This is a genomic window from Rhodoferax sp., from assembly GCF_034520025.1.
Lineage (GTDB): Bacteria > Pseudomonadota > Gammaproteobacteria > Burkholderiales > Burkholderiaceae_C > Allorhodoferax.
Genome location: NZ_JAXHNZ010000002.1, coordinates 606,915 through 624,617 on the forward strand (window position 1 = coordinate 606,915; position 17,703 = coordinate 624,617).

At 58.6% G+C, this 17,703-nt stretch carries 11 protein-coding genes and 1 pseudogene; 3 read left to right on the forward strand and 9 right to left on the reverse strand.

Going from position 1 to position 17,703, the window contains the following annotated elements; genetic code table 11:
• Positions 1–57: 57 nt before the first annotated feature.
• From U5L73_RS11095 to purL, 6 genes and pseudogenes are all read right to left on the reverse strand, one after another.
• Positions 58–639 carry a biliverdin-producing heme oxygenase gene (locus U5L73_RS11095; protein WP_322562405.1) on the reverse strand — a complete coding sequence of 194 codons (582 nt, stop codon included), beginning with the start codon at positions 637–639 and terminating at the stop codon, positions 58–60.
• Complete coding sequence (locus U5L73_RS11100; RefSeq protein WP_322562406.1) at positions 636–2,111, reverse strand: GAF domain-containing protein; 1,476 nt, start codon at positions 2,109–2,111, stop codon at positions 636–638. The genes U5L73_RS11095 and U5L73_RS11100 overlap by 4 nt, the downstream gene beginning before the upstream one ends.
• 133 nt (positions 2,112–2,244) lie before the next feature.
• Positions 2,245–2,922, reverse strand: coding sequence for a putative bifunctional diguanylate cyclase/phosphodiesterase (locus U5L73_RS17305; RefSeq protein WP_416221334.1), 678 nt, complete (start codon positions 2,920–2,922; stop codon positions 2,245–2,247).
• A gap of 24 nt (positions 2,923–2,946) precedes the next feature.
• Positions 2,947–3,315: pseudogene (locus U5L73_RS17310) on the reverse strand (diguanylate cyclase domain-containing protein); the annotation flags it as partial.
• 15 nt (positions 3,316–3,330) lie between these two features.
• The gene (locus U5L73_RS11110) at positions 3,331–6,669 is read right to left on the reverse strand and encodes a chemotaxis protein CheB (protein WP_322562407.1); all 3,339 of its coding nucleotides are present in this window, start codon (positions 6,667–6,669) and stop codon (positions 3,331–3,333) included.
• Positions 6,670–6,764: 95 nt separating this feature from the next.
• Positions 6,765–10,811 (reverse strand): phosphoribosylformylglycinamidine synthase, encoded by a 4,047-nt coding sequence (gene purL / locus U5L73_RS11115; protein WP_322563501.1) that lies wholly within the window; start codon positions 10,809–10,811, stop codon positions 6,765–6,767.
• Positions 10,812–10,969: 158 nt separating this feature from the next.
• On the opposite strand from purL, the gene map reads away from it, so the two are divergent.
• From map to U5L73_RS11130, 3 genes are read left to right on the forward strand one after another with little or no spacing between them, the layout of a single operon-like run.
• Positions 10,970–11,779, forward strand: coding sequence for a type I methionyl aminopeptidase (map, locus tag U5L73_RS11120; protein ID WP_322562408.1), 810 nt, complete (start codon positions 10,970–10,972; stop codon positions 11,777–11,779).
• A 10-nt stretch (positions 11,780–11,789) separates the two neighbouring features.
• Positions 11,790–14,387: a [protein-PII] uridylyltransferase gene (locus tag U5L73_RS11125; protein ID WP_322562409.1), complete on the forward strand. Its 2,598-nt coding sequence runs from the start codon at positions 11,790–11,792 to the stop codon at positions 14,385–14,387.
• Positions 14,388–14,392: 5 nt separating this feature from the next.
• On the forward strand, positions 14,393–14,638 hold the full coding sequence (locus tag U5L73_RS11130; RefSeq protein ID WP_322562410.1) for a hypothetical protein: 246 nt from the start codon (positions 14,393–14,395) through the stop codon (positions 14,636–14,638).
• Between the two features lie 285 nt (positions 14,639–14,923).
• Here U5L73_RS11130 and U5L73_RS11135 read toward each other — a convergent pair whose 3' ends face one another.
• Genes U5L73_RS11135 through msuE form a run of 3 tightly spaced genes read right to left on the reverse strand, consistent with a single transcriptional unit; the run spans position 14,924 to position 17,604 of the window.
• Positions 14,924–15,949 (reverse strand): methionine synthase, encoded by a 1,026-nt coding sequence (locus tag U5L73_RS11135; RefSeq protein ID WP_322562411.1) that lies wholly within the window; start codon positions 15,947–15,949, stop codon positions 14,924–14,926.
• Positions 15,950–15,994: 45 nt separating this feature from the next.
• Complete coding sequence (locus U5L73_RS11140) at positions 15,995–16,978, reverse strand: DUF1852 domain-containing protein (RefSeq protein WP_322562412.1); 984 nt, start codon at positions 16,976–16,978, stop codon at positions 15,995–15,997.
• Positions 16,979–17,022: 44 nt separating this feature from the next.
• Positions 17,023–17,604 carry an FMN reductase gene (gene msuE, locus U5L73_RS11145; RefSeq protein WP_322562413.1) on the reverse strand — a complete coding sequence of 194 codons (582 nt, stop codon included), beginning with the start codon at positions 17,602–17,604 and terminating at the stop codon, positions 17,023–17,025.
• Between the last annotated feature and the right edge of the window lie 99 nt (positions 17,605–17,703).

Below are 17,703 nucleotides of genomic sequence, written 5' to 3' on the forward strand. Positions count from 1 at the left end.
AGCCGCCTCCCAAGATGGGCGACATGTGTGGACTATTTGGTGACAAACACCCGCGCTTCAAGCCCGCGAATGTACCGGCTCCGACATAACCTCGTGGAACGTCGCAAATGTCTGCACAGCCGCGGCAACTGCTTCATCCACCATACTGGGCGGCACGGCCGCCTCCAGCCGCCCACAAAACTCCTGCCAGCGCAGTGTCACCGACTCGGATGGATCGACAAAATAGAGAGAAGGCCGCAAGGTGTGCCCACGACTTTTCCACTGGCGCGCAATAAACTGACCTCCGAGTGCAGACCCCTCCAACACATACAGCACGCCCATATAGTCGGCGAAAGTCCGAACTTCAAGGGTGTGTGCCTCGGGCAAAGGTCCACTGCATTCACCCAACGCAACCAGGTCGAGTTTTCCCCTGGCGGACAAGCCGGGATGCTTCCAATGCCCTTGCGGGTGAACAGCACTCCAACGCTCAAGCGCTGATTCTGCAGTTTGAGCTACGGCAATAAGGCCACGCAAGGTATCCGCATGGTCTGCAATCGACAGCGAGTCGCTGAGCAGGCGTCTCACCCTCGGAAGCCGGTTTAAGGCACGGTGGGCTGCGCTTGTTCCTTGTTGCAAAATCAATCGAACGGAGTTGTTCACAAAGAGCGCCCCGCAACCGCCCGCACCCGCAGCGCACTCAGCCGATGGGCAGAAGTCCACTCGCGGCTATTCCCGTGACGTATTTCCACCCATTTTTCAAACGAACGCCTTGGACTCAGCGCCGCCGACGCGGCCTCGCGCGGCTTGTCAGGATGTCCCGCCCATGTGATCTGCTGCGACTCACTTAGACGAAACCAGTAAAAACGCAACCAGCCGCGTTGTGCGCTCCAAGCCCTGACCGCCAACACACCTGCAAAAAGCGTCGCAACGGCGTAAGAATGAACGCCGAACTCCGTGAGCCGGTGTGACATCAACAAATAATCCTCATACTCCTCGACAAACCAGCGGTCGAAGTCGGCCAATGCATCCAAGTTCAAACCTTCGCCTGCGAGGGCCGCACGGTCTTCCATGGCCACTGCAACCGCATCTGCCTCCATGAGCTGCTGCAATGCATGCGCACAGGTGTGAAGGGCATCAAATGGGTGGTCTGCCTGCAGCATAGATTGCAGTGCGGCATGGACTCGCCGATCCACCGAATCGACAAGCCGCAAACTTTCCGCTGCACGGTAATTGGCCAGTCCTAGGGCATAAGCATTCGCCAGCAAGACAGCGCAATGCCGCTGGTCATGGCTGAGCAAACACGGCCCAGCATAGCTGTGCCCCACCACCAGGCCCCACAGCTGCCCGCCAATTAACACCGGTAGTGACAAAGATGCTGCTACCCCCATATTTCGCAGGTACATCTGGTGCATGGGAGAGACACTGCGCAGGTCAGAAAATGACAAGTCTGGTGCTTCGGCAATCAGGGACCGGATAACGTATTCGGGCCCTTCCACATCCGGGATTGTGCGTATCGGGTTTTGTTCATACAACTTGCGTGCGATGGCGGGGATATCGCCTGCCGGAAACCGCAGGCCCATGTAACTGCCCAAGGGACGGTCTGTGGCTTCTGCTATGACCTCACCGCTCCAATCGTCTCGGAATCGGTAGACCATGACCCTATTCATGCCGGTGATCGCCAACAGATGCTGTACCAAGGTTTCCTGGTATGCGGCAAGCTCAGCGGGAGTGTTGGGGGGGCGAATCAGACCCCGGTGGAGCTGGTGAATGGGGATTGGGGGCGACACAGTACCGATCGGCTCACATTCGATCAACAAGTAGTCACCACTCCGAATAAGTGTGAAAACCCATGGCCCATCCATCAACTCCGAGCGTTCCCCGTGGGTCTGCGGAATGCGATCTGCCCACCCCAACGACCAGAAACCCACTGTCCGAACGTCTGTGCCCAAGCACTGGTCGATCCCACTTCCTAAAAAAGAATCCGCGTTATCACTGGCGTGGGTAATGATCCAGTCGGACAACCGCACCACAATCAGTGCGCCGAAGCCCTGAATCTTTCCCGACAAATGCAAGCGCTCAGACTCACAGTCTGTCAATGTAGTGTGTTGGGCATCGAGAGAGGTGTCATGCATGTTCTGCGGAACCTTCGACACAGGGGGGCAACTGAAGCAGCAGGTCTTCCATGTCTTTTGCAACCATCGGTCGGTAAAAGTAATAGCCTTGGGCGATTTCGCAGCCCTCGGCCTCCAGTGCCGCGACTTGTTCCTATGTTTCCACCCCTTCCGCCACTACCCGCAGCCCCAACGTGTGGGCCATGTTGATGATCATCTTGGCGATGCTACGGTCGTCCGGCTCACTCGCAATCCCGGCCACAAAACTCTGGTCAACTTTGAGCTCGTGGATCGGCAAGCGGCGCAGATACGCCAGCGAGGAGTAGCCGGTGCCAAAGTCATCCACACTGAGCTGGATACCGAGCTCTGCGCAGCGCAACATTGAGTCCATCGACTTGTCGAGTTGCATCATCAGCGCACTCTCGGTGAGTTCGAGGCAAATAGATGACGCATCGACGTCGAACTCTTTCAATATCTTCTGCAACTGATCCAGAAAGTCTACCTCTCGCAATTGGTGGGCAGAAACGTTAATAGCGGTGCGTGGCACATGCAAGCCCTTAGCTCGCCAGGCCGCGATATCGGCGATAACCCTGCGGATCGAAAAATAACCCAAAGGAATGATCAGGCCTGTGGATTCCGCGAGCGGAATAAACACCGAGGGCGCTACGCTACCGAGTGACGGATCTTTCCACCGTAACAGCGCCTCCATGCCCATGAGACGCCCATCTTCCAAATAGAGCTTGGGTTGATAGACCATGAACAGACGGTCATTTTCGAGCGCCTCACGCAAACCGCTCTCCAGTGTGAGTCGTTGCAGGGCAGCAATTTTCATGTCGTTGGCGAAGTACTGGAACTGGTTTCGACCTTTTTCCTTGGCCGAGTACATTGCGATGTCTGCGTTTTTAAGCAGCGCCACGCTGTCGTCCCCATCGTTGGGAAACACGCTGATGCCGATGCTGGCTGACACAAACAACAACTGTCCTTGGATCGCAAAAGAAGCCGACATGGCATCGATGATCCTTCGGGCAATCGTCTCCAGCTCAGGCAGGTGAATGCGTTCCATCACCGCAACGAACTCATCCCCACCCAATCGCGCGAGGGTGTCGGAGTCTCTGAGACAAACCTCTAGGCGCTGAGCTGCTTGCACCAGCAGCACATCGCCCACGTCGTGGCCGAGGCTGTCATTGATTTTTTTGAAGTTGTCGAGGTCGATAAACAGCAGCGCAACCTTGGAGCTGTTTCAACGTGCAATCGAAAGCGCGTGCTTCAATCGGTCCGTCAACAGGCGGCGATTCGGCAGACCTGTGAGCTCATCATGGGTGGCGATGAACTCCACCCGCTGCTGGCTATTCTTGATCGCCGTAATGTCACTGAACATCAACACGTAGTTTTGGACATCGGCTACCGAGTCATCCGTGAGAACCCGGCTGACGGTCAGCCACTGCGGGAAAACATCGCCCCTTTTGCGCCGACTGGCGACCTCGCCTTGCCACGAGCCGTCTTGCTGCACGGCCGTCACGACATGTCGATAGAACTCATCGCCCTGCACCTGGGACAGGAGTTGCCGCATCGTCGTTCCCTGCACTTCCTCACTGGTGTAGCCCGTGATCCGCATGAAAGACTGATTCACGCGCAGTATGCGACCTTCCTGATCCAGCACTGCAATGGCTTCGCCGGCATGGTCAAACACTTTGGCGGCTAGTCGCTGCTCCAACTGGGCATGGCGCTTGTCGGTGATGTCGGTCGACTCTGTGCAGATCGAGCGAACCACACCGTTCGTGTCCAAGATTTGAAAACGCATGCTTTGTAGCCAACGCACCTGCCCGCGGACCTCAATGCGCTCTGTGGCTTCTCGCGGGCCGTTTGATCGCATGGTGTCGAGGTCGTGGCCACGCAACTGGGCCGATTGCTCTGCATTGAAGATCTGCTGATCGGTTTTACCGACTACATCAGCAGCAAGCACCGAAAACAGCTCTTCAAACCGGCGGTTTACAAACTCGTAGCGGCCCGCTGTGTCCTTGAGAGACACCGCAGACAAAGAGTTTTGCATGATCGCTGCTAACTGCTCCTGGCTCTCGCGGATACGCTGCTGCGCGTCAATCAAATCCGTGTTGTCGAGTGTGACCAATACCACCCCTAGAACTGACAGACTCATGCTCATCACAGGGTTGACTTGGAGCTGATAGACACGACCGTTATGTTCACGGTCGAGTACACGCTTCGTCCCTTGAACCACCACCTCTTCCAAAACGGGTGCAATGCTCTCTAAATAATCAGGCAGTTTGAGGCGGCTGATATGGTGACCAATGTGCGTCATTGGCATCGAAAAACCACGTACGGCTGCCCCATTGATACGACGCAAACTTAGCGTGGTGTCAAAGACCAACACCGGAAAGTCGAGCGTGTTGTACATGCTCTCAAACTCGCTGTTGATCGACGCAAGCGCCGCCGATTTGACTTGGCTTTCCTCATTGACACTGAGCAACTCTTCGTTGGTGGCTTGCAGCTCCTCATTAGCCGCTTCCAACTCTTCGTTGGATGCCTGTAGCTCCTCGTTGGCGGCTTGAATTTCCTCATTCAATGCCTGCATCTCTTCATTCGAGGCTGCCATCTCCTCCATCAAGGTCTGAAGCTGCTCACGGGCATTGTCCAGCTCATTGCTGAGATCCACATGCGCCGAGGTAGGCAACTGAGGGGAGATATCTGCAGCGGCATCGCGGCCTTTGCCCTCTTCAAAGACAACCAGAAACAAATTACTCTCTCCGGGCAGGGAGGCCGGCCGGATGACGAGTCGCCAAGTTTCCCCCTGAAGCGAGGAAATACGGCGGCGACGGCTGGCCACGGGTTCTTTGCCGCGGTTACTGCGCTGAAGGGTCGACAACAGCTCGCTAGAGAGCTCTGGGACGATGAGCTGCGCAAGAATCATCTCCGGGCTCCCCGTGGGGAACGCGATCAGCTTCCCGACAGCGCCATTGCTATGCAGAATGCGGGTCGCCGAGTCCACCAGCATGGCAGGCCCTACAAATTGGGCCAATGCTTGACTGAACATTTGTTCGTGCGTGCGCGCTGGCTTGCGAACGAAGGCGATGCTGCTGGCCTTGCTCGAAGCATTCGCGAGTGCGCCTATGGTGATAGGCCCGGCAGCCACCTTGCAATGAAAAATCCGTGCACGCCGGTCTGCCACCGAAAACAGATTGTCTTGCTGCGACACCGTCTCAGAGCGCCCCAGAAACAAGAGACCACTGTCTTTGAGCGAGTTGCGGATGATGGACATCACCCTGCTTTGCAAGTCATTGTTGAAGTAAATCAGGACGTTGCGACAGGTCACGACGTCCAAGCGCAGGAACGGAGGGTCGGCCGCAACGTCCTGCCGGGCAAACGTCACACAGTCGCGGAGCGTTTTGACAGGTTCGTACCCCTCACCCACAGGCTGAAAATACCGCTCTAGCAAGTGCGTGGGTATGTCGGCCATCGCGGCCATGCCATACACGCCTTTACGGGCAATGGCCAAGGCATCGTTATCCACGTCGGTGGCAAATAGATGCAAGCGAATTCGAAGGTCAGCCTGGCGAATCAGCTCCAGAAGGGTGATACCCACTGAATAGGCTTCCTCGCCGGTCGCGCACCCGATCACCCACGCTCGAAACTCATCGCCCGGTTGCTTGGCGGACAAGACATCGGCACACAGGCGCTCAAACGCACTGAAGGCCTCTTTGTCCCGGAAAAACTCGGTGACCGAAATCAGCGTTTCTTTGGCCAACGCCTCCAACTCGTCCGGATGCGCATCGACATAGTGAAGGTAGTCCTGCAGATGGTCGGTGCGGCAGGCAAGCATCCGGCGTTGAAGGCGCCGCTGCACGGTGGAAAGTTTGTAGCTCGAAAAATCAATACGGGTGTGGTCTTTGACTTTACTGAACAGAATCGCCAATTCGCCGGGTGGTTGGGTAGGCGCTTCGGCGCTGGGCGGTGCCTCCGCAAAGCACACTAAGCGTTCTAAATCGCTACCGATATTCTCAGGCGTGACGATCCTGTCCACCACTTGTGCATCAATCGCGGAGCGCGGCATGCCATCGTATTTGGCCGACTCTGGCAGTTGCGCCATGGTCAACCCGCCAGCGGCCCGGATGGCCAAAAGCCCTCGGGTCCCGTCAGACCCCGTACCGGAAAGGACTACGCCGATACCCAGCTCACCATATTCCTGCGCAATCGACTGAAACAGCACATTGATGGAAGGTTTTGGCGAGAGCTCTGCTGGGGGCTTCGTTAGCCGGAAAACGCCCTTGTTCAGGACCAAATTTGCACCGGGTGGGACGATATAAACCGTATCTTTTTGAGGCCGAACCCCGTGCTTCGCCTCCAGCACAGGCAGTGTGGTTTCACGGCCCAAAATCTCTGTCATCAGACTGCGGTGGGTCGCAGACATGTGCTGGGCGACGACATAAACACAACCGAGTCGGACCGGCAAATTTTTGACGACGGCGGTTAACGCCTCAAGCCCCCCTGCCGAGGCCCCCAATCCCACCACATAAGACTTTGTGGGGGACAAAGCGGGATGGGTATCAACAGTTTCTACAGACACTCGCTCTCCCTGCGCGGTAGCGCTTCCTAGAGAACGAAATCGTACCTTAGAAACCCAGCCTGATCGAAGGGGCTTTTACCCCTTCGATCAGGGTGTCAGCCCATCCACTTGCGTGCATTGCGCCACAGCTGCATCCACGGGCTGAACTCGCTCTTGTCCAAGCTGGTCCAGCTCATCTGCACGTTGCGAAACACGCGCTCGGGGTGCGGCATCATGGCGGTAAAGCGGCCGTCAGCAGTAGTCACCGCCGTCAGGCCACCGGCGCTTCCGTTCGGGTTGAACGGATAGGCTTCGGTCGCAGCACCCGTGTTGTCCACGTAGCGCATGGCGGCAATGGCCTTATCGGCATTGCCACGGTACTTGAAGTTGGCGTAGCCCTCGCCGTGCGCCACCGCGATGGGCAGGCGCATACCGGCCAAATCGGTAAAGAACAGGGACGGGGATTCCAACACTTCCACCATCGAGAGGCGAGCTTCAAAGCGCTCGCTCTGGTTGGTGGTGAAGCGTGGCCAGTCTTGCGCACCGGGGATGATGTCGGCCAGCTCGGCAAACATCTGGCAGCCGTTGCACACGCCCAAGCCAAAAGTGTCTTGGCGGGCAAAGAATGCCTTGAACTGCTCAGACAGCACGTCGTTGAACGTAATGCTGCGCGCCCAGCCAATGCCGGCACCCAAGGTGTCGCCATAGCTGAAACCGCCGCAAGCCACCACACCTTTGAAGTCCTGCAGTTTAGCGCGGCCGGTTTGCAGGTCGGTCATGTGCACGTCATAAGCCTCAAAGCCCGCTTCCGCGAAGGCATAGGCCATTTCCACATGGGAGTTCACGCCTTGCTCGCGCAGTACTGCCATCTTCGGGCGGCTGGTCATCACCGCATGTGATTGCAAAGCCGTGGCAGGCACTCCTGATTTGATAGCTGCTTGCGCAGATTCCACGAGGGCTAGAGCCTTATTTGGCATGTAAACGTGCATGCCGGGGTCGTTTTCGGCCCCTGCCGCGGCGTGCTCGGCATCGGCGCACACAGGGTTGTCGCGCTGCTGGGCGATCTTCCAGCTGACCGCATCCCAGACCTGGTGCAGGTCGGCCAGCTTGGCGCTGAAGATGCTCTTGGCATCCCGCCAGATTTGCAGCTCGCCCTTGCCAGCAGCGATGGCATCGGTTGCCGGACGTGTCTTGCCGATGAAGTGGCTGAACTTGGACAAGCCATGTTCGCGTAAGGTAGCCATCACCTCCGAGCGCTCAGCCGTGCGCACCTGCAGCACCACGCCCAGCTCCTCGCTGAACAGGGCCTTGAGTGTGGCTTCTTCACGGCGGGCACCCACCTGCCCTGCCCAGTTTTTGCTGTCGCCCACGTCCATGCGGCTGTCAGAAATGCCGTCGCCTTCGGTGACCAGCATGTCTACGTTCAGAGCCACCCCCACACGACCGGCAAAGGCCATTTCGGCTACGGTCGCTAGCAGACCACCATCGCCACGGTCGTGGTAAGCCAATACTTGACCCTTGGCGCGCAATGCATTTACCGCGTTGACCAGGTTCACTAGGTCTTTAGCGTCGTCCAGATCGGGCACCTTGTCGCCGACTTGCTCCAAGGTCTGCGCCAGGATGCTGGCGGCCATGCGGTGCTGGCCCTTACCAAGGTCCACCAATACCAGCGTGGTGTCTTCAGACGCATTGAGCTGGGGTGTCAGTGTGCCGCGCACGTCTTGCAAGGTGGCGAAACCGCTCACGATCAGGGACACGGGGGATGTGACTTTTTTGTCCTTGCCCTCATCCTTCCACTGTGTGCGCATGGACAAGGAATCCTTGCCCACGGGAATGGAGATACCCAAAGCCGGGCACAGCTCCATGCCCACGGCCTTGACGGTGGCATACAGCGCCGCGTCTTCGCCGGGTTCGCCACAGGCGGCCATCCAGTTGGCGGACAGTTTCACGCGCGGCAAGTCGATAGGGGCAGCCAGCAAGTTGGTAATGGCTTCTGCAACCGCCATACGGCCAGAGGCCGGTGCATCCAACGCGGCCAGCGGTGTGCGCTCGCCCATGGACATGGCTTCTCCGGCAAAGCCCTTGAAGTCGGCCAAAGTGACCGCGCAATCGGCCACCGGCACTTGCCAAGGGCCGACCATCTGGTCGCGGTGGGTCAGGCCACCCACGGTACGGTCGCCAATGGTGATCAGGAAGCGCTTGGAGGCCACCGTGGGGTGCGCCAGCACTTCGATGACGGCCTTCTGCAGGTCCACACCAGTCAGGTCCAGCGGCTTGAATTGGCGAGCCACGGTCTGCACGTCGCGGTGCATCTTGGGCGGTTTGCCCAGCAACACGTTCATGGGCATGTCCACCGGAGACTCAGCGCCCTCGTCCACCAACTGCAACTGGCGCTCTTCGGTGGCGACGCCAATCACCGCAAATGGGCAGCGCTCGCGCTCGCACAAGGCTTCAAACTGCGCCAATGATTCAGGGGCGATGGCCAGCACATAACGTTCTTGGCTCTCGTTGCACCAGATTTCCTTGGGCGCCATGCCTGATTCTTCGAGCTTGACGGCGCGCAGATTAAAGCGCGCACCGCGGCTTGCGTCATTGGTCAGTTCGGGGAAGGCGTTACTTAAACCACCGGCGCCCACGTCGTGGATGGCCAAAATGGGGTTCTGCTCGCCTTGCATCCAGCACTGGTTAATCACCTCCTGGGCACGGCGCTCGATTTCGGGGTTGCCACGCTGCACCGAGTCAAAGTCCAGCTCAGCCGCGTTCGCACCCGTGGCCATGGAGCTGGCCGCGCTGCCGCCCATGCCGATGCGCATGCCGGGGCCGCCCAGCTGGATCAGCAAGCTGCCTGCGGGAAATTCAATTTTGTGGGTCTGGTCGGCATCGATGATGCCCAGACCGCCCGCAATCATGATGGGCTTGTGGTAGCCGCGTGCCACGGTGTCCACATCGCTAGCCACGGTTTGCTCGTACTCGCGGAAGTAGCCCAGCAGGTTGGGTCGGCCGAACTCGTTGTTGAACGCAGCGCCGCCCAAGGGGCCTTCGACCATGATTTGCAGCGGGCTGGCAATGTGCTCGGGCTTGCCCAGGGTGCTTCCCCAGAGCTTGGAGACGGTAAAGCCCGTCAGGCCCGCCTTGGGCTTGGAGCCCCGGCCGGTGGCGCCTTCGTCACGGATTTCGCCGCCCGCACCGGTGGAGGCACCGGGGAATGGGGAGATGGCAGTGGGGTGGTTGTGGGTTTCCACCTTCATCAGGATATGGTTGGTTTTGCTATGCTTTTCATAGCTAGCCGCGCTTATTTCACCTGCGCCAGTGGCCGATTTTGCTATAAATCGCTCGACCTGTACGCCTTCCATGACTGAGGCGTTGTCCGAGTAGGCGACCAGCATGTACTGCGGGTTCAGCTGGTGCGTGTTGCGGATCATGCCGAACATGCTCTTCGCTTGCGCCACGCCGTCGATGGTGAACTGTGCGTTGAAAATCTTGTGGCGGCAGTGCTCGCTGTTAGCCTGCGCGAACATCATCAGCTCCACGTCGGTGGGGTTGCGGCCCAGCGTGGTGAAGGCGTTCACCAAATAGTCAATCTCGTCAGCGGCCAGCGCCAGGCCGAACTGGGTGTTGGCTTTCACCAGTGCATCTTTGCCACCGGCCAACACGTCCACATGGTCCATAGGCGCGGGTTGCAGCGCGTTAAACAGCTCTTGCGCCTGTGCACGGTCCAGCATGGCGCTTTCGGTCATGCGGTCGTGCAGCAGAGCGGCCACGGCCTGTAACTGTTCGGGCGTCAACACGGTTTTGCTGAGCAAGCCATTCTTCAGGGTCAGGCGGTATTCCACCAAGCGCTCTACCCGCTTCACGGCCAAGCCGCAGTTGTGGGCAATGTCGGTCGCTTTAGAGGCCCAAGGGCTCACGGTGCCGAAACGCGGGCTCACCACAATCGCGGGGCCATCTACCGGCCCCGTGTACGGGTCACCGTAGGTCAGCAGCGCAGCCAGTTTGTCGGCCAGGGGCTTGTCTAGCGCCGCTTCGGTGGCAGCCAGGTGCACAAAACGGGCTGCAATGCCGGTGATTTTGTCGCTCACGCCGTGCAGGGCGGGCAGAAGTTGTTGGACGCGGAAATCGCTCAGGGCGTTGCCGCCCTCGAAAGAGGTGATGTGCAGGGTCACTGTGGTGGCCTTGTAATGGGCTGGAGCGTTGGGGAGTGGTGATCCACACGCGGCCGCTGACTGGGTACGCACATGGAAACTCCGGATTTTACCCGCCAGTGCGACCCGCTTTTCCACATCGGCATTGCGGTGGCTGTCGGATGGGATAATCACACCCCATGACTATCACTTACAAAGACGCCCGAGGCATTGCCGGCATGCGCATCGCGGGCAGACTCGCCTCTGAAGTTCTGGACTACCTCACGCCCTTTGTGCAGCCCGGCGTGACCACCAACGAACTCGACAAACTGGCCCACGACTACATCACCCAAGTGCAAGGCGCTATTCCGGCGCCCTTGAACTACACCGGTGGTGGCAACACGCCGTACCCCAAGTCCATCTGCACCTCGGTGAACCAGCAGGTGTGCCACGGCATTCCCAATGACAAACAACTGAAAAAAGGCGACATCGTCAACATCGACGTGACCGTCATCAAAGACGGCTGGCACGGCGACACCAGCCGCATGTTCCCGGTGGGCGACTGCTCGATCGCGGCCAAGCGCCTGTGCTCTGTCACCTATGAAGCCATGTGGGTCGGCATCCAGATGGTCAAGCCCGGCATCCACCTCGGTGACATCGGCCATGCGATCCAGCGTTTTGCCGAAGGTAAGGGCTTCAGCGTGGTGCGCGAGTTCTGTGGCCACGGCATCGGCCAGGTGTTCCATGAAGAGCCCCAAGTGCTGCACTACGGCAAGCCCGGCACCCTGGAAAAGCTGAAAGAAGGCATGACCTTCACCATCGAGCCGATGATCAACGCCGGCGGTAAAGATATCAAAGACGGCCCCGAAAAAGACGGCTGGAGCATTGTGACCAAAGACCGTTCTTTGTCTGCTCAGTGGGAGCACACCGTGCTTGTGACCCCCACGGGCTATGAGGTGTTGACCTTGTCCGCCGGGAGCCCCGCCACCCCTGACTTTGTGACCGCCTGACCGCCCCACGATGACCGAGCTGCAAGCACTGCGCACTGATTACCGGGCCCGCAAGGGCCAGTTGCTGGATCAAGTGGCCTCGCCGCAGGCGACCGGCCGCCAAGTGCGCAGGGTGTTGCAGCACATGGCAGACCTGACTGACGAGGTGCTGCGCAAACTGTGGCTGGTCGCGGGTCTTGGCGAGCCGTTGGCGCTGCTGGCCGTGGGTGGCTACGGCCGCGCAGAGTTGTTTCCGCACTCCGATGTGGATGTGCTGGTGCTTTTGCCTGATGGGCAATCTGCAGATACCGACAGCGAACTCAAAAAGCGCATAGAGGGTTTCATTGGCACCTGCTGGGATGTGGGCCTGGAAATCGGCTCCAGCGTGCGCACGCTCTCCGACTGCTTGTCGGAGGCCGAGAAAGACGTCACCGTGCAAACCGCTCTGCTGGAGTGCCGCCTGATCACCGGCAGCGCGGAGCTGGTGGCAACCTTCCAAGAGGCTTATCGGCAGGCCATGGACCCCAAGGCGTTCTTTGTCGCCAAGACCTTGGAGCTGCGCCAGCGCCACACCAAGTTTGAAGACACGCCCTACTCGCTCGAGCCCAATTGCAAAGAGTCCCCCGGCGGTCTGCGCGACCTGCAGGTGATTTTGTGGGTGGCCAAGGCCGCGGGCTACGGCGAGCACTGGAGTGATCTGGCCCGGGGTGGCTTGGCCACCGCGTTTGAAGTCAAGCAGATCGAGCGTAACGAAAGCCTGCTGCTGCTGATTCGCGCCAAGCTGCATTTCATTGCCAAGCGCCGCGAAGACCGCTTGATTTTTGACCTGCAAAACGCAGTTGCCGAGTCGTTTGGTTTTGTGCCGGTGCAAGCCGACAAAGACCGCAAGCAAATGGTGCGCGCCAGCGAAGCGCTGATGAAGCGCTACTACTGGGCGGCTAAGGCAGTGACCCAGCTGAACCAGATTTTGCTGATGAACATCGAAGAGCGGCTCAACCCCTCCACCCACGCGCCACGCCGGATCAACGAGCACTTCAATGACAAAGCGGGCATGATCGATGTGGCCTGCGATGACCTGTATCGCCGCAACCCGCATGCAATTCTGGAGACCTTTCTCGTTTACCAGACCACGGTCGGGGTGAAAGGCTTGTCAGCCCGGACCCTGCGCGCGCTCTACAACGCTCGCGACCTGATGGACGCCCGCTTCCGCAAAGATCCGGTCAACCGCGCAACCTTCTTGAAAATCATGCAAGCGCCTGAGGGCATTACCCACGCCATGCGCCTGATGAACCAGACCTCTGTGCTGGGTCGCTACCTGTGGGTATTCCGCAAAATCGTGGGCCAGATGCAGCACGACCTGTTCCATGTGTACACCGTGGATCAGCACATCCTGATGGTGTTGCGCAATGCGCGTCGCTTCTTCATGGTGGAACATGCGCACGAGTACCCGTTCTGCTCTCAGCTGGCCTCCGGCTGGGACAAGCCGTGGATTTTGTATATCGCATCCCTGTTTCACGACATTGCCAAGGGCCGGGGCGGCGATCACTCCGAGCTGGGCATCGTCGAGGCGCGCCGCTTCTGCAAACACCACGAAGTCCCGGCTGAAGATGCCAAGCTGATCGAGTTTCTGGTCGGCGAACACCTGACCATGAGCCGCATCGCCCAAAAGTCAGACCTGTCTGACCCTGATGTGATCCAGGCATTCGCGCAGCGTGTGGGTAACGAGCGTTATCTAACGGCGCTTTATTTGCTGACTGTGGCTGATATCCGCGGCACCAGCCCCAAGGTCTGGAATGCATGGAAGGGCAAGCTCCTCGAAGACCTGTACCGCTACGCTGCGCGCGCACTGGGTGGCCGCGCCCCCGATGCAGATGCCGAGGTGGAGCAGCGCAAACGCGAGGCGCTTGTCATCGTGGCCCTCTACGCCCTGCCCTTTGAGGCGCACAAGCCCCTGTGGGACACGCTGGATGTGGGCTATTTCATGCGCCACGATGCCACTGACATTGCCTGGCACACCAAGCAGTTGTCGCGCTTAGTGGGGACCGAGCAGCCGATTGTCCGGGTGCGCCGCTCGCCCGTGGGCGAAGGTCTGCAGGTGGTGGTCTATACCCAAGACCAGCCGGACTTGTTTGTCCGTATTTGTGGCTATTTTGACCAAGGTGGATTCAGCATTTTGGATGCACGCATCCACACCACCAAAAAGGGTTACGCGCTGGACACTTTCCAAGTGGTGACCTCGGCCGATATGGACGAGCATTACCGCGAGATGACCAGTTTGCTGGAAAACGGGCTGGCCCACGCAATCGCCCAAGCAGGCCCACTACCGGCGCCCAGCCGCGGCAGGGTGTCACGCCGGGTCAAAAGCTTCCCGATTGCGCCCCGCGTGTCCCTGAAGCCCGATGAGAAAGCCCAGCGCTGGCTACTCAATATTTCTGCCAGCGACCGATTGGGTCTGCTGTATTGCATCGCCCGGGTGTTGGCCAAGCACCAGATCGTGGTGCAACTGGCCAAAGTTGCGACGCTGGGCGAGCGGGTGGAAGACACCTTTTTGATCCATGGCTCGCAGCTTCAGCACAACAGGGCCCAGATCGACATTGAGACCGAAATACTGGACGCCCTCGCGTCCTGACACCTATGCCCGCTACTGAAATCACCGTGACTGAAGCTGGCTCTGTGGCCGGAAAACAACTGCTGATCCCCACCGGTCAACAGGCCGAAACCCTGCCCCACATTCAAGACTGGGTCACAGCCCAGCTGAGTGCAAAAAAACCGGTCAAAGACGTGAGTAACAAGGTCTTGGTGAAAGGCATCAAGCAATGGGCGGCTTACGAGCACAAGGTGGGCGGCAAGCGCGTACTGACGGTGTTCAAAATCACCTGATCGACCCCAAGGCCGCACTGGCGGCGGGCTTAGTGCGTATTCCATTGAATACAGCCACCAATTCAAATCCAAACCCGGACATCCATTCCAATTGAAACCAGGTCACCCGTTCCACTCAGTAGCCGGCCATTCGTTTCACACATCCTGGCCAGTACCCGCAAACTACCCAAAGCGGAACTTGAGAGCTCCATGCTTATTGCCGGATACCGGTCATTCAGGGTGGACCACCAGAGAGAGGACTATGGGCAGCCGGAATGCATCCGGCTAAATCCTGTTATGGAGAAATCATGCTGTGGCAAGCCGCTCCTTAGCCAGCCGCGTGCCCTCTGCCAGCGCCTGCAGCTTGCGCCACGCCACGTCCCGCCCCATGGGCGCCAAGCCGCAATTCGTGCAAGGGAACAGCCGCTCTTTCGGCACAAACTCTAGCGCTCGGGCTATGGTGTCGGCCACCTCCTCGGGTGTCTCGACCACGTCGCTGGCCACATCGATCACGCCGACCATCACGTCCTTGCCGGCCAGCAGCTTCATCAGGTCAGGCGGCACGTGGGAGTGGATGCACTCCAGGCTCACTTGGTCGATGCTGCTCTTGGCTAGCGCGGGGAACACGGCCTCGTACTGGCGCCATTCTTCGCCCAAGGTGTTTTTCCAGTCGGTATTGGCCTTGATGCCGTAGCCGTAACAAATGTGGACCGCTGTCGTGCAGGTCAGGCCCAGCGCCGCACGCTCCAGCGCTTTCACGCCCCAGTCGGCGGCATCCTTCATGTAGACATTGAAGGCGGGCTCGTCGAACTGGATGATGTCCACGCCATCTGCCTGCAGCGCAAGCGCTTCCTGGTTGAGCAGCTCGGCAAACGCGAAAGCCATCTTCACCTTGTCACCGTAGAAACGGTCGGCCACCGTATCAACGATGGTCATGGGGCCGGGCAGGGTGAACTTCAGCTTCTTTTTGGTGTGTGCGCGCGCCAGTTGGGCCTCGAAGGCATGCACGCGGCCTTTCAGGCGCAGGCTTGAGACCACCTGCGGCACCATCGCGTCGTAACGGTTGTCGCGGATGCCCATCTTCACCTTGTGCTCGAAGTCGATGCCCTCGACCTGCTCCAGGAAGCCGTGCACAAAGTGCTGTCGCGATTGCTCACCGTCGCCCACGATGTCCAGGCCTGCGTCTTCTTGGGCCTTGATCCACAGCAAGGTCGCGTCGGCTTTGGCCTGGCGCAGTGCATCGCCTTCGGCCATCCACTGGGGCCAGAGCTTGTTGGTTTCGGCCAGCCAGGCGGGTTTCGGCAAGCTGCCAGCGATGGAGGTTTCAAACATCAGAGAACTACTTTCAAGAAAAAGAGATTGGAGGTGGTGAGTGGGTCAGAGCGCGACACTGGCAGCCCAGTGGCTAAGGACGTTGCCATATGGTTTCATGAAATGCTCCTCTGCAAACTTGCCTTGCTTCACAGCCATCTGGCGGCGTTCTTCGCGGTCATACACAATCTGCGTCACCGAGTAATCCTGGTTCTTCAGGCTCGGTTGGTAGAGCCTCCCCGCTGCAGAATTGGCGTTATAGATTTCAGGGCGGTAAATTTTCTGAAAGGTTTCCATGGTGCTGATGGTGCCGATCAACTCGAAGTTGGTGTAGTCGCCCAGCAGGTCGCCGTGAAAGTAGAAAGCCAGTGGCGCAACGCCATTCGGTGGCATGAAAAATCTAACCTGCATGCCCATTTTTGCGAAGTATTGGTCGGTAGACGACAGTTCATTTTGTTGGTATTCCACACCCAGTGCGGGGTGCTGGTTGCCGGTGCGTTGGTAGGTCTTGCTGGTCGACGCGCTAATGCAGATTACCGGCGGCTTGTTGAAGCGCTCTTGGTAAGCGCGCGAGTTGGCAAATTGCTTGAACAGCTTGCCGTGCAGGTCGCCAAAGTCGTCCGGCACACTGAATTCCGCCCGGTTGAGGTTGTGGCTCGGTAGCACGACGCTGAAGTCGTAGTCGCGCACGTAGGATGAGAAATTGTTGCCCGCAATGCCGGCTATGCGCTTGTTTTCTCGCTTGTCGTGGATGCTGGTCTGGAGTATTTCAATCAACGGAAATGCATCGGTGATGCGCTTGGCTTCGATACTCATCTCGACGGAGATAATGTCCAGCTCAACGGCGTAACGATCGCCGGTCGGATTGTCCCAATGCGCCAAATCATTGAAGCGGTTGTCAATCATCTTCAGCGTGTTGCGCAGGTTCTGTTGCCGGCTCGCTCCCCGGGCCAGGTTGGCAAAGTTGGTGGTGATGCGCGTGCTGTCCGATGGGTGATAGTTCTCATCGAAACGGATGCTTTTGAGGTGAAAGCTGAGTTCTTCGTTCATGGCGATCTTGTTAGTTAGGTTGTGCTGGAGGGGCGACTCTTGTTTCAGGCCGCAAGCATTTTTTCGGCCAAATAGGGCTTGGCTTGGTTCGTCATTTCCACCAAGGGCAATGCGTGTTGCACAGCCAATGCGGCGCGCTGGATCAGGGCCTCGTTCTGAAGTTGGTACTCGACAAAATCCTGGTCGGTCGCGTAGACACCCAGCGGCAATGTGCGTGCCTGGAAGAAGCTGAACAGCGGCCGCAATTGGTGGTCGATCACCAAAGCATGGCGCTCGCTGCCGCCGGCGGCCGCCAGCAACACGGGCTTGTCGATCAAGGCATCCTGGTGAATGAAGTCGAAGAAGTGTTTGAACAGCCCCGTGTAAGAGCCCCGGTAGACCGGTGTTGCCACCACTAACACGTCCGCTTGTTCGACCGCGACAAGCTCCCGCTCCACCATGGCGGGCAATTGAGAGCGCCATGTTGCGCCGGCAAACTGCGGTGCGAGCTGACCCAGTTCGATCAGGTGTTGCTCGCAAGGGACTTCATCTGCGATCAGGTCCAGCAGGTGCTCTGCCAGTGCTGCAGCCTTGGAGGGGCGTTGCAGCCCGCCGGAAACGGCTACTAAGCGGAGTAAACGTGTCATGCATGCTTTCATATTTAAACAATGGAGCGGATGCTACCGGCGGCAAATCATGAAGTAAAATGGTCTTTTCTCATTAATCCATGAATTAGGATCATTCGA